This is a genomic window from Bacillus sp. AFS029533, from assembly GCF_002585125.1.
Lineage (GTDB): Bacteria > Bacillota > Bacilli > Bacillales > Bacillaceae_G > Gottfriedia > Gottfriedia luciferensis_B.
This window is the reverse complement of record NZ_NUQC01000013.1, coordinates 1-26,192: the sequence shown is the minus strand read 5'-3', so window position 1 is coordinate 26,192 and position 26,192 is coordinate 1. Positions and strand designations below refer to the sequence as shown.

The following is a 26,192-nucleotide window of genomic DNA, read 5'->3' as shown; positions in this document are numbered from 1 at the left end:
CATAAGAGTATTTTTTGAATAAAATGACTTAAATATCCATATTTATTTTAAATAATTTAAGGACTGTTAAATTTAAAAAGTTAATTTTTTGAACAAAATAAAAGGCTGTCTAATGAGACAACCTTTAACTACTCTTATTACTGAGAATTTTTATTTCAATCACCAAATTCCAATTAAGCCTTTAACATTTTCATCAAAAAATCAGTAGTAGGTAAACCGAATTTATTATCAACCAGATCTTGAATAGTTAAACTATTTATCACATTAAAATACCATACTAAAATTTTTCGTGGATCTTCCTTTAAGAATTCACCACTTTCTTGTCCTTTTATAAAAATTGGTATTAGTAAATCAATTAAATAATCAGGTGAATATTTTGATAATAATTCAGTCACTTTTTCTGGTACCTCGGTGTTTTTCCTCGCTTGTTGGATAATCATAAATGCATATTTATGATTTTCGTCTAACATTTTTTCAGTTAATAATTCTAATAGTTCGTAAGGAGTTCCTTGGAAAAACTGCAATGAACTTAACTCATTTTGAGACTCAATCATTAAACCTTCAATAATTTGAAAAAACAACTCTGCCTTTGATTGAAAATGGCGAAAAATTAAACCTTCACTAACATTTGCTTCAGTTGCAATGACACTTGTTTTCGTATTTTTATAACCATTCAAAGCAAAAATTTTCAATGCTGATTGTTTTATAAGCACTTTTCGATCAGTTTGTTGAATATTATCTTTTGGTAACAACTTACTCACTCCAATTTTTATACATTCTTCCTTAATTACATTGCTAATGGTTTCACTCTATTTATCAATTCATTTAAAAACTGCTCGGGTCTTGCAAAGCAAGCTAAATGTCCAGCATTATTTATATAAATAAACTCTTTTAAAGGCGCTTCGATTTCTTGCAAAAATCGTTCTGCATTTTTCGTAGGGGTAATAATATCATTGTCTCCTTGAAAAATAAAGAAAGGAATTGAAAATACTGTTCCTAACCTTCCATAATTAAAATTCATTAGTTCGTTAAATAATTGCTCCCCCGAAAATTTCATCCCTTTAAAAATATCGAATAGATCGTTCATATTATGTTGTGGTGATGAAAGCATTGAAGGTAAGATAAGGTCCATGATCATATTAGGAACATTTTTTATAGATTTTACTAAAATCTGATTTCTTTTATCATAATCTTTTTGTGTCCATTTTGTTTGATCTGGGCCTAGTTCTTTAAATTTCTTCAGTCCACTCGTATTCCCTGTATCAGACAAGGCATCAATGGCCAATTGATATGCAATATTTTCATAATCATAACAGTTTTGATCAGTCCCTACATACGCATAAAAGAGATTTGGCCTTTTCTTTATCATTAATGTAGCAATTAGACTACCGACGGAACTTCCAACCAAAATAATTTTATCTTTCTTAAGTTCCTCACAAATTAGACTACTTAATTCAATTCCATCTTCTGCCAACTGGTTTAATGTAATTTTACCACAGCCTTCTTTCCCATTCCTTTTAAACGTTTTTCCTGCACCTCGCTGATCCCATTGAACAATCGTAAAATGCCTTTCCCAAGGACGGATTAAAGAACTAAAAATAGTATAAGTTGAAGCAGGACCGCCATGAATTAATAATAGAACAGGGTTTCTTCTATCTTCTCCACGGATTGTAATCCATTGATCAATCCCCCCAATAGTTACATACTTTTCTTCATTAATCATATATTCAGTATTAATTTCTAACTTCTTTTCATTTTTTCTTTGATTAAATTTACGAAAAAAGATATCGGGTAAAATATTGGATTTTGTCATTTAGAGTTTTTCCTTTCTAATATCTTTTAGTGAGTGAGTTACTCACTCATAATATATTATGCATCTTGGTCTGTCAATTCTACTTAGGGGATATAACAATGTCGGAAAACATCAATTTTCCATTTAATCCCATATTTACTTTAAGATATTTATTAGTTAGTCCAATTATGTTTGTTTATTTTTCTTAACTGAAATTTCGTTCCAAAAATTTTTAATAAAAAGTCGGTCGAGTTGTACAACTAAGTAATTCCTTAGTTCAATAAGAATTTTTAAATAGTATCTATTGATGTATGAGTAAAGTACTAAAAAAACTAATCATCTTATATTTCCAAATTTTTATTAGCTTTTTTTTCTAAAAAATAACACAAAATAGATATTATCAATTACTAAAAATCGGAGTTGATTTATAGCTGTGAAAAAAGTTTTTTTTATTGTAATCTTGTCCCTTTCATTAATTTGCTTTGCAGATTTTACTTACGCTAAGACAAACGAACCTGTATACACTCCAATTAGCTTTCAAATAGAAATTCAGGATTGGGAAGCTGTTAACAAAATAATCCCAAAATACTCGTTGTTCACTGTAATAGATGTGGAAACTGGTAAGAGCTTTAATGTACAAAGAAGAGCTGGTAGTAGGCATGCAGATGTTCAGCCATTAACAAGAGAAGATACAAGGATCATGAAGGAAATATATGATGGGAACTGGAGTTGGAAAAGAAGGGCTGTATTAATTTTAGCTGATGAAAACCTAATCCCTGCGTCCATGCACGGAATGCCACATGGTGCAGGTTCTCTTCCAAACGGTTTCTGTGGTCATTTTTGCATTCATTTTATGGGAAGCACGACACATCGGACAGGTAAAGCAGACTTATCTCATCATGTGATGATCCTTAAAGCTGCTGGAAAGATTAATGAATATATGAACAACTTACCACCTTCTCAACTGCTAAATGTATTGTTCGTTTCTATTAAAAACCAAGATAAAGGCTTGGTTAAAAAAATTGCCATAAGTAATCAAAAAAATATTAAAAAGGATCTTAAGAAAATAAAAAAAATAGAAGCAATACAGTGGACTTTGCCTCAAATAAAGAAATCAGGGGCATTTTCATTAGAAACTGAAATCCCAGTTGAGGTTAATCTTTTTATAAAAAATAGGGGTCGAATTAGGACTAAACTTTCGTTTACATTGGTGAGAACTTCACCTATTTCTCCTTGGAAAGTGAATATGGATCCTTTGTTTTCTAGCATTAACTAGTACTGTCTTTTAACATTTAATAGGGCTACCATAGTAGTAGCCCTTCTAATCGAATGAATGCATATCAAATCCTTACTCAGTACTTTTATACATTTACTATAATATTGAAAACTGATCTAAATATAGAAATATCTCAACAAATAATCCCATATTGGATATACCATCTAAAAAACTTCACTATTTATTGTTTAACCACGTTTTTCCCTATTTTTACTTACTAATTACAAATTTTCTGTACTTCGATTTTACCAACTCTTTTTAAATATTCTTACCTTCAACTACGATATCTTCAGCTACAATCTTAAATTCGATAAACGGAATGTCGAATAGGACATGAAATTCAAAACCTGGATTTGATGGATAAACTTCATCGTAAAGCCAAAAACCACCTTTAATATTCTCAGGCATACTTATTTCTTTAACTCCATTAAAAGTGAGAGTGATTTCAGAAAAATCATTAAATCCACCTTCACAATCTAAGTTGATTACAAATGTCTCTTTAGTAGGTTTTTCAAAAGATTTTACATTTGAATCATGTAATGAAATCTCATTTAATTTTACAATGTTTAATGGAAGTAAATCTTTACTCGAGTTATAGTTTATTAGATATTCTTTATCCAGATCCTCCATATTCTTGATGTATTCGTCCTTCCAACGATTAATCATTTTTCTAAGTTTTTCTGATGGAAACATTGATATCAATGTTCCATCATTAATATATGAATGGAGGGACTCAGGGAGAAATTTAAGTAAATCTTTTTTTATAATTTCTAATTCTTCTTTACGGCTTTGAATATAATCGCTTCCATTCGCTTTAAAACGCTTAATAGATTTATCCCATTCTACTTTTGTTTCTGGAAAGGACAACAAGAAACCATAAACTTGCATTTTGTGATACCAGTCTTTTGAATAATACTTCATTTGTTTGAACTCCATTTCGCTGAGAAGCCTCATGAAAATTCTACTTTCTAAATTTATTAAATTCATCAATATATAATTCGACATAGCCACAATTTGGACAAACAGCTGCTTTATGGCTTACAGAAATATTGTTCAAAGATCTTTTCCCTTTTTGATAAATCTTAATTTCATGACCATACATACTTTCAACTTTTATATTACAATTTTCTATCATTTCAGATTTACAGTGAATACAAATCCTTGTCATTCAGACACTCCTAATAAAATAATCATTATAATTTCTAAGTTTATTTTATCTAATATTCCTAGCTTTGTAATTTGGGGGATTTTTGCTTTTTTACATATCATTTAAGATACTTATATCCAACTAATCTTTTGGTTAAAACTTTCTATTTTTGGTGTAAATATTAGCTTTATAAATCAAAAAAAAGAGAATGATTCAAAATCATCATTCTCTGTAGATTCTTATAGGTTTGTTTGTTCCGCATATTTTTTAAAATTATCTAGAATTGCTTGCCATCCTTGTTGTTGAAAATCAACTGGATTAGCTGTTTCAGGATCGAATGTTTCAATGACTTCCGTTTCGTTTTCTTTACTACTAAATGTGATATTAACCTTTCTTCCATCACCTAGAGTATATGCAATAACCTCGTATTTTTTTACTTCATCATAAATCCCACCAAAGTCGAATCCAAAACTGCCATCTTTTGCTTCCATTCTTGAACAGAATTCTCCACCAACACGTAAGTCATTTACTGCAATTGGTGTATGCCAGTCGTCTGAAGGACTATTCCATTTTTTAATATGTTCGGGTTCTGTCCAAAATTCCCATACTTTTTCAATCGACACTTTAATAGTTGCTTTTACTGTTACCTTATTAGATGTTTCCATTCATTACCGCCTCTCTTGATTCCAATTTATTTTGAAGTAATCAATATTTGTGGCTACCATTTTTATACGATTTCAAAAAATTATTCTATCTATTCATTTGTTTAGTTTCTCTTGAATGTTTATTACACTGCCAAAACAGGTTTAATTTATTTAATAAGATATATAATTTAATGGGTAATATATAAAAGATTTATCAGGAAAAAGAAAGGATGGATGAAGATGGATCATCAAAAAAACAAATCCCCCAAATCAAGCATAAATTGTCCAAATTGTAATTCAAGTGTTTCCAGTAATGATGAAAATTCAAATATTAGTAGTGAAATTCAAGAACATTATTTATATGAGTGTCCAAATTGTGGGAAACCAGACCTTTTTTATAATAAAAAGTAAATTTAAAAACGACTCTTATGAGTCGTTTTTCCAAAATAAAAGTAAAATAGAATATCGCATTGCTTTAGTAGAAAACCAATGGTAATATGGTAATTTTTTGGGGTTTGTAGGGATAAATGCAGTAATGAGTGTCATCACCATACTTAATAAAAGGGTTATATTTTTATTCATTTTTTTCGACCTTCAAATATTTTAAGATAATTATATCAACCTATAATTTGGGGGAATTCAGTATATTTGGTGCAAAAAAGCAGATTATGATCTTCAACTTAAGCATGTTTTAGTTGTATAAGTTAACTCACTAATGAAAATCGATAATATTCTAAAATTAAAAACCATTTAAAACAAAATAAACGCACACCAAAATCCATGGAATAACAGGATGCATCCATTTTGAAATTTTCACGTTAAATCTACCCATGATTCTCGTAATTAAGTTATCAGATAATAGATATAAATTTATAAATAAAAAACAGAATAACATAAACCAAAAAGAAGAATACCTGTGATAAATTAATTCTATTCCAGCGATAATCGCTGGTACAAAAATTATCCCTAGCAGTAATTCAGCTAAATCATGTCGTCTAGGATTTTTTTTAGAAATCCATTTTCCATACTTCTTAAATAAAGACATTTTCTCAACACCTCAAATGTTACTATTCGATGTTTACTTATTAAACTACAAATCGAAGTAAAGTTATCCATAAGTTCAATAAGTGTAAACGTAAAAAAATACTCATATGAAATTACACTGTTCATATTTTCAAAAATACATAAAAATTAATTAAGGCAAAAAATAATGCTATTACAAATAAAATAATTCTTTTCCAAACAATATTAAACTTTTGAAATATAGGAATAAGTATTTGTGATCCATAGGGAGTATATGATTCAATTTTGAATCTTGATGCGAATAGTGAAATAAACATTAAATAAATTCCTAACCCCATCAATGAAATAGAAAGTAATTTATAAAAAAGCATGAAACTCTCCCCCATTAATTAACATTTTAAGATTTATTAACACTTTCCTTTTGCCATTAAACTGCTATTTGCTGGAATAGAAAAAAGCTACCGAAGCAGCTTTAGGTTGTTCAACTAATACACTGTGTAAGTTTTATAAGAAAATTATTTAGATATTATGAAAGTTAGTATCAATTTCTTTCATTTTTTTCATTTTCTTCTGTATTAAATAAATCAGTTAAAGGAAGTTGAATTGAATTGAAATAGGTTGAAAACATATTAAGAATTCCTACAACGAATAAGATCCAACCAAAGCCTCTCAGTATAACAGGTCCAACAAAATTATTAAAATAAGTTAGCGTTACAATTAATAGACCAAATATTATGTACATAGCACTGACTGGATTTTTCATGTTTATTTCTCCTATATGTATATGTAATTTTAATTTTATCATAAAGTAAAAAAATGGTAATCAATCAAAAGACTCATGAAAAATTCACTTCCTAATGCATCTTATCTGCCAGTTTCTTAAAATAAAAAAGCCGCTTTTAGTAGTTTTTGATTTTCACAAGTGTTAGTTCAATTAAATACTTATTGTTCCTTCACTCCACCATACTAAGAATTCCTCAAAATAAGGAGCAATCCATGTACGACTATCGTCCTCATGATTCCAAACGAATATATTATTACTTTGAATGTCTCCATTTACAATAGAGAAACCGAATAAGTCACCATTACCTGCATCACCAAAAAATAATAAACAGTCGAAAGGCATATACGTATCCTTAAAGATCTCGTCAGTTCTTCGATCAACATTTTCTTCAATTATTTCTTTTGCAGACCATATTCTTACCCCTGCAACATCAATACCATTAGTTTCTTTTAGAAAATTTATTAGTTCGTTTGGTAGTTGAATATTGAATTTCGCTTGAATTTCTTCTATTTGATTTTGAGTAGCTGGCTCATTAAATTCAGCCTCTTCAGATATATTTTTTAATAATTCTTTCCACATATATTACATACCTCCTATACAATTTAATCCTTTATATATCATTGCTAATTCTCTGAATTTTCCTTTTAAAATAATAAAAAAAGCTATAAATATTTAACTGTATATGATATTGAACTAATGATCTTTTAATACAACTACATCCATTTACAAAAAAAGCAGGAGAACAAGTTAACTTGCTCTTCCTGCCTCTCATATACCTCTTATTTTGGTTGCATACGAATTGCACCGTCTAAACGGATCACTTCACCATTTAACATTGGATTTTCAACAATGCTTTTCGCTAAGTGTGCGTATTCTGATGGCTTACCAAGACGTGATGGGAATGGAACCATATTTCCTAATGATTCTCTAGCTTTTTCTGGTAATACATCAAACATTGGCGTTTCAAATATTCCAGGAGCAATGCTCATCACTCTGATGCCGTATCTTGATAAGTCCCTAGCGATTGGTAATGTCATTCCAGCTACTGCACTTTTTGATGCACCGTAAGCTGCTTGCCCCATTTGGCCATCAAATGCTGCTACTGAAGCGGTGTTAATAATAACACCTCTTTCACCAAATTCATTAGGTTCATTATTAATCATTTGCTCAGCTGCTAAACGAATAACGTTAAATGTACCAACTAAGTTTACATTAATGATTTTTTGGAAAGATTCTAATGAATGAATTCCGTCTCTTTTAATTACTTTTTCAGCTAATACAATACCTGCGCAGTTTACTACTGTATTAAATGAACCATATTTAGTTAATACATTACTAATTGAATTTTTTACGCTCTCCTCTGAAGAAACATCTGTTTTTTCAAAACAAACATTTTCTTCACCTAATTCAGAAATTAGGCTAGCAGCTCTTTCTTCATTTAAATCGAAAATAGCAGCTTTCCCACCATTTTCTACGATCATTCTAACTGTACCTGCACCTAGTCCTGAAGCTCCACCTGTTACGATTGCTATACTATCACGAATATTCATTTTTTAAATCCCCCAGTTTGTTGTTGGTTATTAATTTAATCTCTCAATAATCGTTGCATTTGCCATACCATGGCCTTCACAGATGGCTTGTAATCCAAAACGTGAGCCTGTTTTCTCTAAAGCATTACATAATGTAACCATCACCCTTGCACCACTAGCACCAAGTGGGTGACCTAATGCGATCGCTCCACCGAATATATTTAGTTTTTCAAATGGTACATTTAATTCTTTTTGCCATGCTAAAGGAACTGCAGCAAATGCTTCATTTATTTCAAACAAATCGATTTGATCGATTGTTAAACCACATTTATGTAAAACTTTTTGAGTTGCTTGAATTGGCCCTGTTAACATTAATTGAGGGTCAGATCCTACTACCGTTCTCCCAATAATTCGAAACTTTGGCTTAAATCCTAATTGTTGAGCTTTTTCTTTGCTCATTAAAAGTAGACCTGCAGCACCATCACTAATTTGGCTTGCATTTCCAGCAGTAACGGAACCTGCTTCAGTAAATGCTGGCTTTAAAGAAGATAATTTCTCAATAGAAGAGTTTTCTCTCGGTCCTTCATCTTTTGTAACTTTAACAAGCTCACCTTCTTGATTCGTAACAGAAACTGCAACAATTTCGTCTTCAAAATAGCCTTGTTTCATTGCTTTTAATGCTTTTTGATGGCTATTATAAGCAAATTCATCTTGCTCACTTCGACTGATATTCCACTTTTCATTAATACGTTCTGCTGAGATCCCTTGGTTAAATTCACCAAACATATTCGTTAGTTTTTCATTCCATTTTGATCCTTTTAAGTTCGAAAACATTGGTACACGTGTCATACTTTCAACACCAGCTGCAATGACAATGTCCATATCTCCACTTAAAATGGCTTGTGATGCAAAATGGACAGATTGTTGACTTGATCCACATTGACGGTCAATTGTAACACCAGGCACTTCAATTGGTAGACCTGCTAATAAAGCAGCAACTCTACCAATATCACCAGCCTGTTCACCAATCTGAGTAACACAGCCCATAATCACATCATCTATTTCTTTAGGATCAAATTCATTTCGACTTACTAATTCCTTTAGTACAATTGCAGCTAAGTCATCAGGTCTTGTTTCGCTAAAGCTGCCGCCTCTTTTACCTATTGGTGTTCTTAAAGCATCAACAATAACTACTTCTCTCATAAATTTGATCCTCCAATTTTAAGTCTGGATTAATTTAATCCCATTTGTTTTGCAATAATTGTCTTCATGATTTCATTTGTACCTGCGTAAATTGACATGATTTGAATATCTCTGAAACGTCTAGCAATCTCGTATTCTTCCATATATCCATAACCACCATGCAATTGAAGACACTCTGAAGCTACTTTTTTACCTAAATCTGTAATCCACCATTTTGCCATCGATACTTGCTTAACAACATTTATGCCTTCCATATGCTTATAAATTAAGTCCTCAATGAAAGTACGGCCAATTTCAATTTCAGTTGCCAATTCTACAAGTTTAAATTGAGTATTTTGGAATCCAGCAATTGATTTTCCAAATGCTTTTCTACTTTTTACATATTCAGTTGTCACTTTCAGCATTTCTTCAGCTGAAACTAATGCTTCTAAAGCAACTACTAATCTTTCTTGCTGTAATTTTTCCATTAAGTAATAGAAGCCTTTTCCTTCTTCTCCTAATAAATTCTTTACAGGCACTTTAGCATCTTGGAAAATTAATTCAGCTGTATCTTGGCTATGAAGTCCTACTTTATTTAATTTTTTTCCTCTAGAAAACCCAACTGTATCTTTTTCGACAACTAGTAAGCTTATTCCTTTATGAGCAGGTCGAATTGTCGTATCAGTTTTAACTGCAATGATGATAAGGTCTGAAAGAATACCATTCGTGATAAACGTTTTCTCACCATTAACAATATAGTAATCCCCTTCTTTTACTGCAGTTGTTTTAATATTTGCTAAATCTGATCCAGCACCTGGTTCAGTCATCGCAACTGCGCTAATATATTCACCTGAAATACATTTAGGTAACCATTCCATTTTTTGCTCTTCATTTGCATAAGCAGTCAAATAAGGTACAACTATATCATTGTGTAATGCTACACCAACTAAACTTGAACCAACTTTCTCAAGTTCCTCTATAATTATGACTGAATAGCCAAAATCTACACCTAACCCACCATATTTTTCGTCAACATAAGGACACAAAAATCCTTCATTTCCTAATTTATCCCAGAATTCTCTAGGTATTATTCTGTTTTGCTCCCACTCTTCATAAAATGGTACAGCTTCTTTTTGTAAGAACTTTCTAAGAGCCGTGCGGAAGATTTCATGTTCTCTAGTTAAGTAAGAATGTTTCATAATAAGCCCCCCAAAATAATTAATCACTTTAATAAAACGCTTACAATACTCAAAATACTAAATTTTTTAAATATTACATTTGTAATAATCATATGATGTTAATTGTAATTTATCAAGGAGCAAAAAAAAAAGAACTGAATAATTCAGTTCTTTTGATTGAAGACAAACTTGTAAAAAACAATTCAAATTAACCAATTTTAACGGTAATTTTACCAAAATTATTTCCTTCACCCATTCGTTGTAATGCACTAATGACATCCGTAAATTCAAAAGATTGATCAATGATTGGTTTAATTTTATGTTCTTCAAAAAATGCCAACATTTGTTCAAACTCTCTTGGACTTCCCATGGTAGTCCCTCTAATATCCATATTTTTAAAGAATACTTTTGGCAAGACTGTTTGAGGAACTGGTCCATTTGTCGCACCGAATGATACGATTCTTCCACCTTGAGCAGTCAAATCAATTAATCGATTAAATGATTCACCACCAACTCCATCGATCGTAAGGTTTACAAATCCAAATTCTTTACGAAGTTTTTTATACCAATCATTTTCTCGGTAATTAAAACCAGCAGTCGCACCCATTTCAATTGCCTTTTCAATTTTTTCATTGCTACTCGATGTAACTAGTACTTTTGAACCGAATGCAACAGCCATTTGTAATGCATATAATGCTACTCCACTACCTATACCTGGAATCAATACTGTATCATTCTTTTGTAATTGACCACGTGTAATTAATGCTCTATATGCAGTAAGTGCAGCTAAGGGTATTGCTGCAGCCTCTTCCCATGACAAGTACGAAGGTTTTTTATAAACATTTTCAACTGATAGTTTAATAAATTCAGCAAATGTACCATTAGAAGGCATTCCAAGTACAGTGAATTCATCAGAATTGATATCATCACGATCCCCCCAGTTTAAGCTCGGGTTCATGATTACTTCATCACCTACAGAAAATCCTGTTACTTCTTCACCGATAGCTTCAATAACTCCAGCACCATCAGATCCTAAAATCCCGTCCAATTTCATCCCAGGATACATACCGTGCGTTATAAAAAAGTCACGTCTGTTTAACGATGCTGCCTTTAACTTAATCACAACTTCATTCGGATGAACAGCACCAATCTCAACATTTTCAAATTTTAGTGACTCTGGCCCTTTAGTGTCTCTTAAAATATAAGCTTTCAATTACCTCACTCCTATTCTTGAACGAATTTAAATATGTAAAAAAGACGGTTAATAAATACTACTCAATTTTTATTTTACCAAAAAAGTTAAATACGGTTTAGTAAAATGATTAGCAAGGAATGATTGTGGGGGATAGTATGAAGTGAATTATGAGATTTAGGTGTTTTAGTTTATGAGTTTTTAGGGTAGGGTTCTATATTTTAATAGATTTTTGTTTCTGTTTTTCTTTATCTAATAGTTATGTATTTTTATTCAATTCAATTCAATTCGGTACGTGAAATTCCTATTAAATGCCTTTGTTAGAGTGAGGAAACTTAATAGATCGATATTCATTAAAAACTGCACTTTATTTCCAAAGTAATTCTTTTTTTGTATTAATTGAAAGCTTTTTATAGAAGATTCGCTAGATTTTAAGCATATTTTGAACGTTGCATATAGATTGGAGTATCTTAATTGCAGTTTCAGATAATTTGTTTGCAGTTTTAACAATTTTAATTGCAGATTAGGTGATTTTGTTTGCACTTTTGATGTTTTTATTTGCAGTTGTTAAAAACGACCATCCACCAATAGTCCTTAATTACAGAATGTGATTACCTTAGTTTTTCATACATTCTTTCTATTGAAATAGTAGTAACTTAAACTTCTATCCTACTAAAATTAATTTCCACAGGAATAATCTACTGTATTCAAAATAGCAGTGATTTTCTATTTAAAAATGACAGGTTTTCTAATATTTTTACAAATCACTTTGTCAAAACTTGTTTTATCATCAATAAACATGTCTCTTTATAAACAATAGGAATGTGTTATTATTCCTATTAAACTTTTTTTGTTATATCCATATATTTTAAATTTGAAAGTTTTACGAAACAAAAAAACTCTCACCACTTGAGAGTCGAAACGAATTTCTTAATTAGCAAGAAAAAAGATTCCTATTGCACTAGGACCCGTGTGAACGCCGACTGCTGAACCAACTGAGTTTTCTATAATCTGTTCACTACCAATTAGATCCTTTAATTGTTTAATAAATTGTTCGGTGGAATCATCTTTTACCCCATATACAACTCCAACATTTTTACTAAGTTCATCTTTCCGTGTCTTCATTAGTTCAAGCATACGATTTAATGCTTTTTTTCGACCTCGTACTTTTTCAAGTGGTTTAAACTTCCCTTCGCTTACTTCCATAATCGGATTTATATTAAGCATGCCACCTAAAAATCCGGCAAACTTACCAACACGACCGCCACGTATTAAATATTGGAGATCTTCTATCGTAAAAATATGTTGGATCTTACTTATATTTTGATTTAATTGTTTCATTAGATTTTCAAAAGATTCATTATTATTTAAGCCTTCTATCAGCTCCATAACTAATACGCAAATTCCAAGTGATACAGATCTAGTATCGATAATATGAATAGAGGCATTTGGATTGTTTTCTAAAATATCTAGTTTTACTAATTGTGCAAAATTATACGTACCAGATAAGTCACCAGAACAAGTAAGATAGACACAATTTTGCTCTTTACTACATGAGGCTAAAGTTTGATAAATTGCATCATAAGAAGGTAAAGATGAAGTAAAGTTCTCCCCATTTTTCATTCTTTGCATTAACTCATGTGATTGTAGATTTACTCCGTCAAGATACTCTTTTTCTAATTGGTCATAGACTCTTAATGGAATGACTGAAATATCGTATTTAATCAATAGTTCAGATGGAAGATCAGAAGAGCTATCTACAATTATTTTTAGGTTCAATTTAATCACCTCTCTCTAGATTAATAATGTATTTTTAATCTTATTAAACAATAATCTAAATATTCAAACAACTATTTTGCATTTAAGTTAATTTTATCGACAAAATTAAAATTAATTTTACGAAAAGTACATTGAAAATTCACTTGTTCTACAACATGGTAGTTTAATTGAATAAGTATGTCTGAATTTCTATGAATAAAAAGCGAATTCAAATAAAATAATTTAAAAAACTGATTAGCATTTCTAAAATTATGAATTATTTCACTTTTAATTTTATGGTAAAATGGAATTATATGGAATTTTTGGAGGTATCTAGTGGAATTAAATGCAGAAGGAAAATTAGAGAAAGTACCGATTAAGCTTGATTACAAGTTTTATGGCTTAGAAAAGGAAATGTACTCAATCAATAGCCATTTGTTTAATAATCAAAAATTATGTGCAAAAGGGATTCTTTACATTGCGTTTACTGTACTTATATTATCTTTATTAATTTTTACTTTCGTTTGGATAAACGAAGAACAAAAATCACAAGAACTATCGATTATTTCTACTCAAATAGCTGATGAATTAACAAACAAGGAATTAATGACACCAGAATTGATCAAAAATATAAAAAGTATAATAGTAAGTACCGATTATATTTCTGAAATAAGCATATTCAGTTCGATGAAAATTAAGAATGAAGGAATAAATTTGAATTCTTATAATACTGAAAACATGGAGCCAGAATTTCATTATAAAAGAATTGTATGGTCCCCAAAATGGTTAGTTCCTGACTTTTTCTCAAGCGGGAATGGAGATAGTGATTGGTATATCGAAATGAAACATAGGACTTTTAGTACATTTGCAGGATTTGTTTTATTAGTAGGCTTATCAATCTATTTAACCTTATTCACTATATGGACAACGATAAATACCTACCGAGATAAAAGATTAAATACTGGATGGATCATCCTATTTGCTTTATTTAATGTGTTAGGATATTTAGTTTATCGATATCGATTTGTCATTAGAAATTTTTTTACTGATTTTCTAAAAGAATTTAACAGATCAGAAGAAAAAAGTATAACGATTGATGTATCGTTAATCAACAACAGTCATGAATTGCATCAAGTATTAAAAGAAAAACTATCATTTCCAGATACTTATAGTGAAGATTGGGACAACTTTTGGGATATAATTACATGTCATGTTGAGTTACCTAAGAAACTTCAATTTATTGGTTGGTCAGAATTAGAGCGAAAACTACCAGATGATTCAAAAATTATGATCGAGTACCTTCTTGAACATAACCAGGAATTCCCCGATTGGCATTGTAATTTTATATGCAACTAACACGTTTTTAGAAGTAAAGTCAAATTAGACAGAGCTCTTTCAATATTCTTAACTAACCATCCTATTTATTCCCTTGTTTTCACACGAATTCAGATAAAAAAGAAGTGCCTAATAAGTTTGCAGGCTTATAAGACACTTCCTTTTTTAGTTATACATGTAATTTTTCATATTTTGCAATGTCATTTTCATATTTCATCGTAATCGCAATATCATCTAAGCCATTTAGTAATTTTTCTTTCCAAACAGGATCGATTGAAAATTCAAAGTTACCAAATACTGTTTTAACGACTTGTTTTTCTAAATCGACTTCAATTTCTTGATTCCCACTTAATGTAGATAATTGTGAGCGAATCTCATCATTTAAGACAATCGGCAGCATACCATTTTTTATACAGTTATTGTAGAAAATATCTGCGAAGCTACCAGCAATAATAATTGTAAATCCATAATCATTTAATGCCCAAGGTGCGTGTTCTCTAGATGATCCGCAACCAAAATTATTTCCACTTATTAAGATTGAAGCATTTTTCCGTTCCTCATTATTTAATGAAAAAGATTGATTTGGTGAGCGATCATCATGATATCGCCATTCATCGAATAAAAATTCTCCAAAGCCAGTTCGTTCAATTCGCTTTAAATATTGTTTTGGAATAATTTGGTCTGTGTCGATATTATCTAACATAATTGATACAGTTGTGCCTTTATGCGTACGTAACGGTTTCATTTGCTTGCTCCTTTCGAATATCAATAAAATGACCATGTACCGCAGCAGCCGCTGCCATTACTGGACTGACTAAATGTGTTCTTGCTCCTTTACCTTGTCTTCCTTCAAAATTTCGGTTTGAAGTAGATGCACAATGTTCTCCAGCTGGTACTTGGTCTGGATTCATTGCTAGACACATCGAACAACCAGCTTCCCTCCATTCAAATCCTGCTTCTATAAAGACTTTATGTAGTCCTTTTGCCATTGCTGCATTACGAACCTTTTTTGATCCTGGAACAACTAATGCACGGACATCAGATTTTACTTTCTTTCCTTTAAGATAATTTGCAGCTTCCTCTAAATCTGACAATCTAGAATTTGTACATGAACCAATGAATACGTGTTGAACTGGAATCTCATTCGGTGTGATTTCTGGTTTTAATCCCATATATTCATAAGCTCGTTCGTAGTTCTCATCCTTGGCTTTTGGAAGGGCTTCATCAATTCTTACGCCCATTCCAGGATTTGTTCCCCAAGTTACGTAAGGTGCAAGGGTTGCTACATCCACTTCAATTGTTTTATCAAATGTTGCTCCCTCTTCTGTATATAATTTCTTCCATTCTACTAATTTTTCATCATATGAATTTACTGTATATTTTCGACCTTTTAAATAATCGAAAGTTTTTTGATCTGGAGCAACTAATCCTGCTTTTGCTCCTCCCTCAATCGCCATATTACATAAAGTCATACGCTCTTCCATTGACATATTTGAAATTGCTTCACCATAAAACTCAATAACAAATCCAGTTCCCATTGATACACCATAAGTTGCTAGTAAATGAAGAATGATATCTTTCGCATATACACCTTTTGGAAGCTTACCATCAAGTTTCACACCCATTGACTTCGGCTTAACTTGCCATAAAGTTTGTGTTGCTAAAACATGTTCAACTTCACTTGTTCCAATTCCAAAAGCTAAAGCACCAAATGCGCCGTGTGTTGATGTATGACTATCTCCACAGACAATTGTTTTTCCCGGCTGAGTTAACCCTAGTTCAGGTCCGATTACGTGGACAATCCCTTGGTCCTCATCCGTAATATCTGCTAAAGGAATATTGAACTCTTGACAATTATTTCTTAACGTATCCATTTGTTGTTTAGCAATTAAGTCAGTGATGACTAATTGATTTTGTGTTGGTACATTATGATCCATCGTCGCAAATGTTAATTCTGGTCTTCTTACTTTTCGATTGGATAATCTCAATCCTTCAAAAGCTTGCGGAGAAGTTACCTCATGGACTAAGTGTAAATCGATATACAAAAGCTGTGGTTTACCTACTTCACCAGTTACAACATGATTTTGCCAAAGTTTATCAAACAATGTTTGTTTCATCGAATAGTACCTCCAACTGTTTGAAATTGTAATTCCTTTACTACTTGTTCTGTAAATTCAATCGTTGAACTGTTACCACCTAGGTCACCAGTTAAATAGCCATTATTGATTGAATTGACAATCGCGTTTTCAATCGAGTTTGCCTCATCAACTAAGTTAAAATCACGAAGCATCATCGCCACTGACCTTAATATTGCTATAGGGTTAGCCTTATTTTGTCCAGCGATATCTGGTGCTGAACCGTGAATTGGTTCATATAATGAAGGACCTTTGCCTGATTTACTTGCAGAAGGTAGCATTCCTAATGAACCAGTAATCATCGAAGCTTCATCGCTTAAAATATCCCCAAATAAATTTTCAGTAACGATTACATCAAATCTTCTTGGGTTTCGAATTAACTCCATCGCTGCTGCATCAACAAGAATATGCTCAACCTCAACTTCTGGATAGTTTGAACTTAATTCATTTACAATTTTTCGCCAAAGTTTACTAGATTCTAATACATTTGCTTTATCAACTGATGTAAGTTTACCTTTTCTAGTTTTTGCTAACTCAAATCCATACGTTACAATTCGTTCAATTTCTTCTCTAGTATAGGAAAGAGTATCCGTTGCTTCATTTTCATTATGGAATCGAGGTTCGGAAAAATAAATTCCGCCTGTTAATTCTCGAACGACGACAAAGCTTACATTTCTGACTTGTTCAGATTTTAACGGAGAATGATTTACAAGTTCATCGTAAACATCGACTGGTCGAATATTTGCATATAAATTAAGTGATTTTCTTAATCTTAATAAGCCACTTTCTGGTCGTTCAACACCTTGATCCCATTTTGGTCCACCTACTGCTGCCAATAATACGGCATCCGAATTTAAACAATTATCTAATGTTTCTTTCGGTAATGAAGTACCTGTTTCATCGATCGCGTGACCTCCGAATAAATTTGTTGAAAAAGTAAAGTCATGTTGATAAGATTTTGCAATCTGTTCTAATACCTGTACTGCTGAACTCATAATTTCTGGTCCGATTCCGTCTCCTGGAAGACATGCGATTTTTAATTTCATTTTAGAACCTCCTTTTTGCTCCACTTACTAATAATGTTTAATAAATCTGCATCTGTAATTTCTTTTTTCGAATCTGTCAAAGCTTTAAATTGAATAAACGCTTTGTTTATAATTTCTGTTGGAAAGTTGAATCCAAGTTCTTTTAATTTGTCAGTAAAAGCATGACGTCCTGAATGTTTCCCTAATACTAATGAATTAGTAGATAGTCCAATTAATGAAGGGGGTATAATTTCATATGTTGTCGGTTCTTTTAGGACGCCATCTTGATGAATACCTGATTCATGAGCAAATGCATTTGTACCAACAATTGCTTTATTCTTCTGGACAACCATACCTGTTAGACGACTAACAAGTTCACTTGTCTTCGTAATTTCATGTAATCGTAAATTAGAATTTTTCCGGTAAACATCTTCCCTAATATGTAGTGCAACGGCTATTTCTTCTAGTGCAGCATTTCCTGCTCTTTCCCCAATTCCATTTACGGTGCATTCTACTTGGGTTGCTCCAGCCTGTATAGCAGCTAAAGAATTCGCTACTGCCATTCCTAGATCATCATGACAGTGACAAGAAAAAACGGCTTTATGATATGACGGTACATTTTCTTGTAAATATTTAAATAGGTCGTAGTACTCTGAAGGACTTGTGTAACCGACAGTATCTGGAATATTTATTACATCAGCCCCTGCTTTAATGGCAGTTTCTGCGAATTCGGCAAGAAATGCTCGATCAGTACGACAGGCATCTTCAGCTGAAATTTGGACTTTTGGAAAAAAGGATTTTGCAAGCTGCACACAATGTTTAGCCGTTTCCAAAACTTCTAATCTCGTCATGTTTAATTTATATTTCATATGAATGTCACTTGTTGCTAGAAAAATATGAAGTCTCGGTTCTGCAGCATTTTTTAACGCATCCCATGCTGTTTTAATATCTGAATCTTTTGCTCGAGAAAGGCTTGAGACGGAGACAGAACGAATCTGTCTCGCAATCTCTTGAATACCTAAAAAGTCACCTTCTGAGGAAGCGGCAAAACCAGCCTCAATGATATCAACACCTAAAGCTTCTAGTTGTCTTGCAATTTCGAGCTTTTCAAATCGATTTAAATTAACCCCAGGAGATTGTTCGCCATCACGTAATGTTGTATCAAGAAACTGAATTTTACTCATTTTTTATTTCACCTCGACCTTTTCTTTTCTTTGGATAAATGGCATCATTGCACGAAGTTTTTCTCCAACCTCTTCTAACTGATGTTTCTTTTCACTTTCATTAATTTCGTTGTATACTGGACGACCATTTTTATTTTCGTTAATCCAACCCTTAGCAAACGTACCATCTTGGATTTCTGCTAAAATATCTTTCATTGCTAATTTTGACTCATTCGCTACTACTCTAGGACCAGATACGAAATCTCCCCACTGTGCAGTATCAGAAATTGAGTATCTCATATAGCTCATTCCGCCTTCGTACATTAAATCAACGATTAGTTTCAACTCATGTAAACACTCAAAGTATGCAACTTCTGGCTGATAACCTGCTTCTACTAATGTTTCAAATCCTGATTTAACTAAAGAAGTTACACCACCACATAGTACCGCTTGTTCTCCGAATAGATCTGTTTCAGTTTCCTCTTTAAATGTTGTTTCAAGAACACCTGCTCTAGTAGAGCCAATTCCATCAGCATAAGAAAGTGCTACATTTTTTGCTTCCCCTGTTACATCTTGGTAAACAGCAAATAATGCTGGAACCGCTGCACCATCGACAAATGTACGTCGAACAAGATGTCCTGGACCTTTTGGAGCTACTAAAAATACATCAACATTTGCAGGAGGAACAATTTGATCAAAGTGAACATTAAATCCGTGTGCAAACGCAAGCGCATTACCATTTTCTAGATACGGTTCAATTTCATTTTTATAAACAGTTGGTTGATGCTCATCTGGTAATAAAATCATTACTACGTCTGCTGCTTTTGAAGCCTCTGCAACTGTAGTTACATGTAGTCCGTCATTTGCTGCAGCGTCCCATGATTTTCCAGGGCGACAACCAACAACTACTTTATGACCATTCTCATGTAAATTTAAAGCATGTGCGTGACCTTGAGATCCATAACCAATTACTGCAATCGTTTTCCCTACTAATACATTTTCCTTTACGTCTGTACCATAATATACTTTAGCCATTTTCAAATTCCTCCAATTATTTTAGTTTTATTTTTTTATTTAATAAGAGAGTAGCTTTTGAGCATGCTCCTTATGTTTAGCGGATCTAGTAAATGCGGTTACACCTGTTCGAGCTATTTCTTTTAGTTCGAAAGGTCTTAATAACTCAATCAAAGCCTCTACCTTATCAGAAGTACCAGTTACTTGAACGACAATCTGATCACGGCTTACATCAATAACTGAGGCTCTAAATGGTTCAATTAGACTATATATTTCATTTCTTGTAGCTGCATTTGTACTTACCTTTATTAAGGCTAGTTCTCTAGCAATAACTGATTCTTCTGTTATATCTGCTACTTTTATCACATCAATTTGCTTGTGAAGCTGTTTAATCAGTTGTTCAACCTGTTGTAAATCCTCTACATGAACGACAAACGTAATTCTTGAAATATGATCTTGTTCTGTATGTCCTACAGAAATACTTTCGATATTAAAGCGTCTTCTCGAGATCACTCCTGTAATTCGGTTAAGTACGCCACTGTTATTTAATACAGTCGATGTAATGACTCGTTTCATTATTTCACCCCTTCCATTTCATGGATTCCTTTACCAGGTGGTACCATTGGTGTAACGATTTCAGCTTGATGAACTCGACAATCAATTAAAACTGGGCCATCAAACTCAATTGCTTCTCTTAATTGACTTTCAACTAAATTTGGATCTGAGATTGTCATCCCTTTAATACCGTAAGCTTCAGCAAGTTTTGTGAAACTAGGCTGGCAGTCTAATAGAGAACTAGAGAAGCGGTCATTATAAAAGGCTGATTGCCACTGTCTTACCATTCCTAAAGCTGCGTTATTTAATATTAAAATTTTAACTTGTAGATTATGTTCCTTGATCATGCTCAATTCTTGCAATGTCATTTGGAAACCGGCATCACCTACAATCGCTACAACTAATTCATCAGGCTTTGCAAATTGTGCTCCGATTGCAGCTGGTAAACCAAATCCCATCGTTCCGAGTCCACCTGAAGTAATCCATTTATGTGGATCGTTAAAAGGATAATACTGAGCCGCCCACATTTGATGTTGACCTACATCTGTGGAAATCGTTGCTTTCCCATTTGTAATCGAATGAAGTAAAGTTAAGACAGTTTGTGGTTTAATGACTTCTCTACTTTGTTCATACTGTAAAGGAAAAGCTTCTTTACGACTTTTAAGTAGTTCTAACCATTCACTATGATTTTGTTTATCTATTTTTTGTTTTAATAGCACTTTCAGAACTTCCTTAGCACATCCAACGATTGGAATATTTGTCGGAATAACTTTGTTTATTTCGGCAGGATCGATATCGATATGTGCTACAACCGCATTTTTAGCAAAGTGTGCTAAATTACCCGTTAACCTATCATCAAATCTTGCTCCGATGTTAATTAGTAAATCACTTTCATACATTGCCATATTTGCGGTATAAGTTCCGTGCATGCCCCCCATTCCTAGGAATAACTCCTCATTTGCTGGAAATCCACCTAGACCTAAAAGCGTATTTACAACTGGGATATTGAACTTTTTGATAAATTCAGTAAACTCATCTGCTGCTTTTGCATGTAATATTCCTGCTCCAGCTAATACGACTGGTTTTTTAGCTTTTTCAATTGCTCCTATTAACTTTGTAATTTGAAGATAATTTGGTTCATAAGTCGGTTGATAACCTGGTAATTGAACTTCTACTTCTTCCTTTTTCACTCCTTTTTCAACCATCATATTTTTTGGTAGATCGATGACGACTGGACCTGGACGGCCTGTTGAAGCAATATGGAATGCTTCTTTTACGATTTGTGGAACATCTTCAACATTACGCACTTGGTAGTTATGCTTTGTAACTGGCATTGTAATTCCGATAACATCTGCTTCTTGAAAGGCATCCGTTCCGATTACATTTGTAGCAACCTGACCAGTAAAAACAACTAGTGGTAATGAGTCCATCATTGCATCTGCTAAACCAGTAACGACGTTTGTAGCACCTGGACCACTTGTTGCGATGACAACTCCTGGTCGGCCAGTTACTCGTGCATATCCTTCTGCAGCGTGGATGGCCCCTTGTTCATGCCTTGCTAGAATGTGAGGAATATCAGCATCATAAAGTGCATCATATAATGGTAATACTGCCCCTCCAGGGTAACCAAAAATCATTTCAACATTTTCATTTTTCAAAGCATCAATTAGTAAATTTGCACCTGACAATTCTTTTGACAGAGTTCTCATCGAATGATGACTCATTTCTACTTTTCCCTCCATTTTCGGATAAAATTTACCCATTTATTCGCAATAAAAAAAGCCATAACTCCACACTTCAGCAGATGCTGAAGGGGCGAAAGACTTTTCGCGGTACCACCCTTCTTCTTAGGTTAATAACCTAACTTTGGGATTTTGGCTAACCAAAATCTGGCTATAACGTGACCAACGTTCAGACTTACATTACAAATTAATTCAGCCTGACACTCAAGAGTGAGTTTCATTAATCAAGGTCATCGGTTCACACCAGCCACCGACTCTCTGAAGATCCTTTTCATAACTACTTTTCTCTTTCAATGCTTTTTCATATTTTTAATATTCCACCTGTATTAGCAGAAGTAACTAACTTTGCATATCTTGCTAAATAACCCGTTTTAACTTTTGGTTCATGTAATTTATATGATGATTTACGAGATTCTAACGTTTCGTTTGAAACTGATAATGTGATACTTCTTGATAAAAGATCGATTATGATTTCATCGCCATCTTCAATACATCCAATTGGTCCACCTTCAGCCGCTTCTGGAGAAATATGCCCGATTGCAATACCCCTTGTAGCACCTGAAAAACGACCATCTGTAATTAACGCAACTTTTGTTCCTAAACCTCTTCCGACAATTGATGAAGTTGGTGCAAGCATTTCAGGCATTCCAGGTCCACCTTTTGGACCCTCATATCGAATGACAACGACATGACCCTCTTTAACGAGACCATTGTCAATCGCTTCAACTGCTTCATCGTGTGAATTAAAACAAATTGCTTCACCAATAAAGGTTTGGATTGAAGGGTCAACACCTCCAACTTTAATAACTGCACCGTCTGGGGCTAGATTCCCATGTAAGATCGATAATCCGCCTGTTTGTGAATAAGGATTTTCTTTTTTACGAATCACTTCACTATTGGTGATTGTAGCCTCTTGCACATTCTCGAATAACGTTTTGCCAGTAATTGTAATGCGGTCACTATTGATTGCTCCAGGAATGGTAGTAAGTTCTTTAATAATTGCTGGAACACCACCTGCTAAATGAACATCATGCATTGAATAGTGCGAAGCTGGACTAATTTTAGATAAATAAGGTACTCTTCTAGCTACTTCATTTATATCCTTTAAGTCGTAATCAACACCTGCTTCATTTGCGATGGCCATTAAGTGTAAAACAGTATTTGTCGATCCACCCATTGCCATATCTAGTGCAAATGCATCATCAATTGCCTCTTTTGTAATAATATCTCTTGGTTTTATATCGTTTTCAATGCAATCCATTAGATGAACAGCTGCATCACGGATTAATTGATGTCTGTCTTTACTAGTTGCAAGTATTGTTCCGTTATATGGTAGTGCTACACCAAGCATCTCCATAATGCAATTCATTGAATTTGCTGTAAACATTCCAGAACATGATCCACATGTAGGACATGCTGACTTTTCAATATCGAGTAATTCTTCTACACTCATTTTTCCTGATTTAAAAGCACCTACACCTTCAAATACTGAAGCAAGAGATAGAGCCTTTCCATCTTTAGATAATCCTCCTGCCATTGGTCCACCTGATACAAAAACTGCTGGTACATTTGTACGAACAGCTGCCATTAGCATTCCTGGTGTGATTTTATCGCAGTTTGGCATATAAAATACGCCATCAAACCAATGTGCATTAATAACAGTTTCGGCTGCATCGGCAATGATTTCCCTACTTGGTAAAGAATACCTCATTCCGATATGACCCATTGCAATTCCATCATCGACACCAATCGTATTAAACTCAAATGGAACGCCACCAGCATCTCGAATCGCTTGTTTTACAACATCTGCCATTTCCCTTAAATGAATATGACCTGGAACAATATCAATATATGAATTACAAATCGCTATAAATGGTTTATTAAAATCTTCCTCTTTTACGCCTGCAGCTAGTAATAAGCTACGATGAGGCGCGCGGTCGATTCCTTTTTTGATCATGTCACTTCGCACAATTTATCACCCTTGTTTTACGTAAATTTTTTCTCCATCTTCTACTACTAATTGACGAAATGCTTTTAATAATCTTTGTGTATTTGGTCCTGGTTTTCCATCACCAATCACTCGTCCATCTACCTTAGATACGCCAATTACTTCAGCCGCTGTTCCAGTTAAGAAAACCTCATCGGCAATATAAACATCATGTCTAGTGAACAATTTTTCCTCAACTTCGTAACCTAATGTGTCACCTAATTCCATAATTGCATTTCGAGTAATTCCTTCTAATGCACCAGCTGAACTCGGTGGAGTAATTAGCCTATTGCCTTTTACTAAAAAGACATTATCTCCTGAACCTTCAGCTACAAAGCCTTGATCGTTTAGCATTAGTGCTTCTTGAACACCAGCTAGTTTCGCTTCAATTTTTACTAATATGTTATTTAAGTAATTTAAAGATTTAATTTGTGGATTTAATACATCACTTCGATTTCTTCTCGTTGCTACTGTTACAATTTCCATACCATTTTCGTATAGTTCTTGTGGAAACAGTGCTAGTTGTTCAGCAATGACAACTACATTTGCTCTTGGACAAGAAGTTGGATCTAATCCAAGATTCCCTTCTCCTCTTGAGACGACGAGTCGAATATAACCACTATGTAAATTATTTCGATTTACTGTATCAACAACAATTTGTGTTAACTCTTCTAATGAATAAGGAATTGTTAATAAAATTGATTTTGCTGATTCATATAATCGAATGAGATGTTCTTTTAAGCGAAATACATTGCCATCATATACGCGAATCCCTTCGAATACTCCATCTCCATATAGATATCCATGATCATATACAGAAACTTTTGCATCTTGTTTTTGAACGAATTCACCATTTAAAAAAATCTGTTGCTCTGTCACGGTTAATCCTCCTCAAGAGTTAAAATATTTGTACTTACTTTATTCCAATCTACGAAATTAATCAACAAGTTTTTAGAAAATTTTAAATTCATAATTTATTCAAATGTCGTATAAATATTGGTATATCAACAATGAAAACCTTTACATTTTTTCAAAATAATTTTTCGACAAAATTTTACTCTTGAAAAATGTTTTTAAAAGGATTATCATATGGTTACTTTAAACAGAATTTTCTGTAAATTAAAATCGGAGGCGAGTAAAAATGGCTACTTTACAAATTAATGGGACTGTTAACGAAATCAATGAAGTGTTGAAAGTAATGAGTAATCATTTTGACATTCAGATTAAAGACGAAAAATCCGATCAGGAGTATTCAGTAGATTTCTCTTATGAAGAATGGGAAAACGATTCTTTTGTAAGTGAGGTGTTAACTGGAGCCTATAATGATTAAACATTGAAATTCTTATCGTATGATAACAAAAAGAGGGTAGCCCATTATTTAGGCAACCCTCTTTTTCTTTGTTGGTCTGAAGTAGTGCAAGTATAGGAATCCTCTGTGCTAATAAGGGCTGAATAGCTGCAAGTAAGCGGCCGACTGCGAATAAATCTTAGAGTAGTGCAAGTAAAGGATCCAGATCCATCTGAGCTAATAAGAGCTGAATAGCTGCAAATAAATCTTAGGGTAGTGCAAGTAAAGAATCCAGATCCATCTGAGCTAATAAGAGCTGAATAGCTGCAAATAAACGGCCGACTGCAAATAAATGGCGAACTGCAAATAAAATTAGAGAATCTGCAATTAAATCTAGTGAATCTGCAATTAAATTGTTAAAACTGCATGTAGACTAAAAAACG

General features: G+C 33.0%; 24 protein-coding genes, 1 pseudogene and 1 other annotated feature. Of the genes and pseudogenes, 3 read left to right on the top strand and 22 right to left on the bottom strand.

What is annotated here, in order from left to right; genetic code table 11:
- Positions 1-173: 173 nt before the first annotated feature.
- Positions 174-752, bottom strand: coding sequence for a TetR/AcrR family transcriptional regulator (locus COE53_RS06490; RefSeq protein ID WP_254664540.1), 579 nt, complete (start codon positions 750-752; stop codon positions 174-176).
- A 35-nt stretch (positions 753-787) separates the two neighbouring features.
- On the bottom strand, positions 788-1,813 hold the full coding sequence (locus COE53_RS06485) for an alpha/beta fold hydrolase (RefSeq protein ID WP_098947572.1): 1,026 nt from the start codon (positions 1,811-1,813) through the stop codon (positions 788-790).
- A 412-nt stretch (positions 1,814-2,225) separates the two neighbouring features.
- On the opposite strand from COE53_RS06485, the gene COE53_RS06480 reads away from it, so the two are divergent.
- Positions 2,226-3,068 (top strand): hypothetical protein, encoded by an 843-nt coding sequence (locus COE53_RS06480; RefSeq protein WP_069032500.1) that lies wholly within the window; start codon positions 2,226-2,228, stop codon positions 3,066-3,068.
- Between the two features lie 258 nt (positions 3,069-3,326).
- Here COE53_RS06480 and COE53_RS06475 read toward each other — a convergent pair whose 3' ends face one another.
- From COE53_RS06475 to COE53_RS06415, 11 genes are all read right to left on the bottom strand, one after another.
- Complete coding sequence (locus tag COE53_RS06475) at positions 3,327-3,989, bottom strand: DUF4085 family protein (protein WP_025568452.1); 663 nt, start codon at positions 3,987-3,989, stop codon at positions 3,327-3,329.
- Between the two features lie 40 nt (positions 3,990-4,029).
- The gene (locus COE53_RS06470) at positions 4,030-4,236 is read right to left on the bottom strand and encodes a hypothetical protein (RefSeq protein ID WP_069032499.1); all 207 of its coding nucleotides are present in this window, start codon (positions 4,234-4,236) and stop codon (positions 4,030-4,032) included.
- Between the two features lie 218 nt (positions 4,237-4,454).
- On the bottom strand, positions 4,455-4,880 hold the full coding sequence (locus COE53_RS06465) for an SRPBCC family protein (RefSeq protein ID WP_069032498.1): 426 nt from the start codon (positions 4,878-4,880) through the stop codon (positions 4,455-4,457).
- Between the two features lie 718 nt (positions 4,881-5,598).
- Positions 5,599-5,904, bottom strand: coding sequence for a hypothetical protein (locus COE53_RS06455; protein WP_069032497.1), 306 nt, complete (start codon positions 5,902-5,904; stop codon positions 5,599-5,601).
- Between the two features lie 519 nt (positions 5,905-6,423).
- Positions 6,424-6,645: a hypothetical protein gene (locus tag COE53_RS06445; RefSeq protein ID WP_025568446.1), complete on the bottom strand. Its 222-nt coding sequence runs from the start codon at positions 6,643-6,645 to the stop codon at positions 6,424-6,426.
- 171 nt (positions 6,646-6,816) lie between these two features.
- Complete coding sequence (locus tag COE53_RS06440) at positions 6,817-7,245, bottom strand: SMI1/KNR4 family protein (RefSeq protein ID WP_025568445.1); 429 nt, start codon at positions 7,243-7,245, stop codon at positions 6,817-6,819.
- Between the two features lie 200 nt (positions 7,246-7,445).
- Entirely contained in the window at positions 7,446-8,216 is a 771-nt protein-coding gene (locus tag COE53_RS06435; RefSeq protein ID WP_025568444.1) for a 3-hydroxyacyl-CoA dehydrogenase, read from the bottom strand.
- A gap of 30 nt (positions 8,217-8,246) precedes the next feature.
- Entirely contained in the window at positions 8,247-9,398 is a 1,152-nt protein-coding gene (locus tag COE53_RS06430; protein ID WP_025568443.1) for a thiolase family protein, read from the bottom strand.
- Between the two features lie 29 nt (positions 9,399-9,427).
- Entirely contained in the window at positions 9,428-10,576 is a 1,149-nt protein-coding gene (locus COE53_RS06425) for an acyl-CoA dehydrogenase family protein (protein ID WP_025568442.1), read from the bottom strand.
- Positions 10,577-10,763: 187 nt separating this feature from the next.
- Complete coding sequence (locus tag COE53_RS06420) at positions 10,764-11,768, bottom strand: zinc-dependent alcohol dehydrogenase family protein (RefSeq protein ID WP_069032496.1); 1,005 nt, start codon at positions 11,766-11,768, stop codon at positions 10,764-10,766.
- Between the two features lie 909 nt (positions 11,769-12,677).
- Entirely contained in the window at positions 12,678-13,526 is an 849-nt protein-coding gene (locus tag COE53_RS06415) for a DegV family protein (RefSeq protein WP_069032495.1), read from the bottom strand.
- Between the two features lie 315 nt (positions 13,527-13,841).
- On the opposite strand from COE53_RS06415, the gene COE53_RS24265 reads away from it, so the two are divergent.
- The gene (locus COE53_RS24265) at positions 13,842-14,861 is read left to right on the top strand and encodes a barstar family protein (protein WP_254664539.1); all 1,020 of its coding nucleotides are present in this window, start codon (positions 13,842-13,844) and stop codon (positions 14,859-14,861) included.
- A gap of 148 nt (positions 14,862-15,009) precedes the next feature.
- Here COE53_RS24265 and leuD read toward each other — a convergent pair whose 3' ends face one another.
- The 9 genes and pseudogenes from leuD to ilvE all read right to left on the bottom strand — a co-directional run bounded on the left by leuD (position 15,010) and on the right by ilvE (position 25,340).
- On the bottom strand, positions 15,010-15,585 hold the full coding sequence (gene leuD, locus COE53_RS06405; RefSeq protein ID WP_098947571.1) for a 3-isopropylmalate dehydratase small subunit: 576 nt from the start codon (positions 15,583-15,585) through the stop codon (positions 15,010-15,012).
- Complete coding sequence (leuC, locus tag COE53_RS06400; RefSeq protein ID WP_069032493.1) at positions 15,563-16,957, bottom strand: 3-isopropylmalate dehydratase large subunit; 1,395 nt, start codon at positions 16,955-16,957, stop codon at positions 15,563-15,565. Before leuC ends, leuD begins: the two co-directional genes overlap by 23 nt.
- Positions 16,954-18,021 (bottom strand): 3-isopropylmalate dehydrogenase, encoded by a 1,068-nt coding sequence (gene leuB, locus COE53_RS06395; protein ID WP_069032492.1) that lies wholly within the window; start codon positions 18,019-18,021, stop codon positions 16,954-16,956. The genes leuC and leuB overlap by 4 nt, the downstream gene beginning before the upstream one ends.
- A 41-nt stretch (positions 18,022-18,062) precedes the next feature.
- A pseudogene (locus tag COE53_RS06390) lies at positions 18,063-19,184 on the bottom strand (2-isopropylmalate synthase); the annotation flags it as partial.
- Positions 19,185-19,187: 3 nt separating this feature from the next.
- A complete protein-coding gene (gene ilvC / locus COE53_RS06385; protein ID WP_069032491.1) occupies positions 19,188-20,198 on the bottom strand; it encodes a ketol-acid reductoisomerase in 1,011 nt (336 codons plus the stop codon).
- 39 nt (positions 20,199-20,237) lie between these two features.
- Positions 20,238-20,753, bottom strand: coding sequence for an acetolactate synthase small subunit (ilvN, locus tag COE53_RS06380; protein WP_025671139.1), 516 nt, complete (start codon positions 20,751-20,753; stop codon positions 20,238-20,240).
- On the bottom strand, positions 20,753-22,441 hold the full coding sequence (gene ilvB / locus COE53_RS06375; RefSeq protein WP_254664547.1) for an acetolactate synthase large subunit: 1,689 nt from the start codon (positions 22,439-22,441) through the stop codon (positions 20,753-20,755). Before ilvB ends, ilvN begins: the two co-directional genes overlap by 1 nt.
- A gap of 99 nt (positions 22,442-22,540) precedes the next feature.
- Positions 22,541-22,777, bottom strand: a binding site (T-box leader).
- Positions 22,776-24,443, bottom strand: a complete 1,668-nt coding sequence (ilvD, locus tag COE53_RS06370) for a dihydroxy-acid dehydratase (RefSeq protein WP_069032490.1) — start codon at positions 24,441-24,443, stop codon at positions 22,776-22,778. Its footprint overlaps the feature before it by 2 nt.
- 6 nt (positions 24,444-24,449) lie before the next feature.
- A complete protein-coding gene (gene ilvE / locus COE53_RS06365; RefSeq protein WP_091021407.1) occupies positions 24,450-25,340 on the bottom strand; it encodes a branched-chain-amino-acid transaminase in 891 nt (296 codons plus the stop codon).
- A 262-nt stretch (positions 25,341-25,602) separates the two neighbouring features.
- Here ilvE and COE53_RS06360 point away from each other — a divergent pair, with 262 nt between their 5' ends.
- Positions 25,603-25,791 (top strand): hypothetical protein, encoded by a 189-nt coding sequence (locus COE53_RS06360; protein WP_069032488.1) that lies wholly within the window; start codon positions 25,603-25,605, stop codon positions 25,789-25,791.
- The last annotated feature ends 401 nt before the right edge of the window (positions 25,792-26,192 follow it).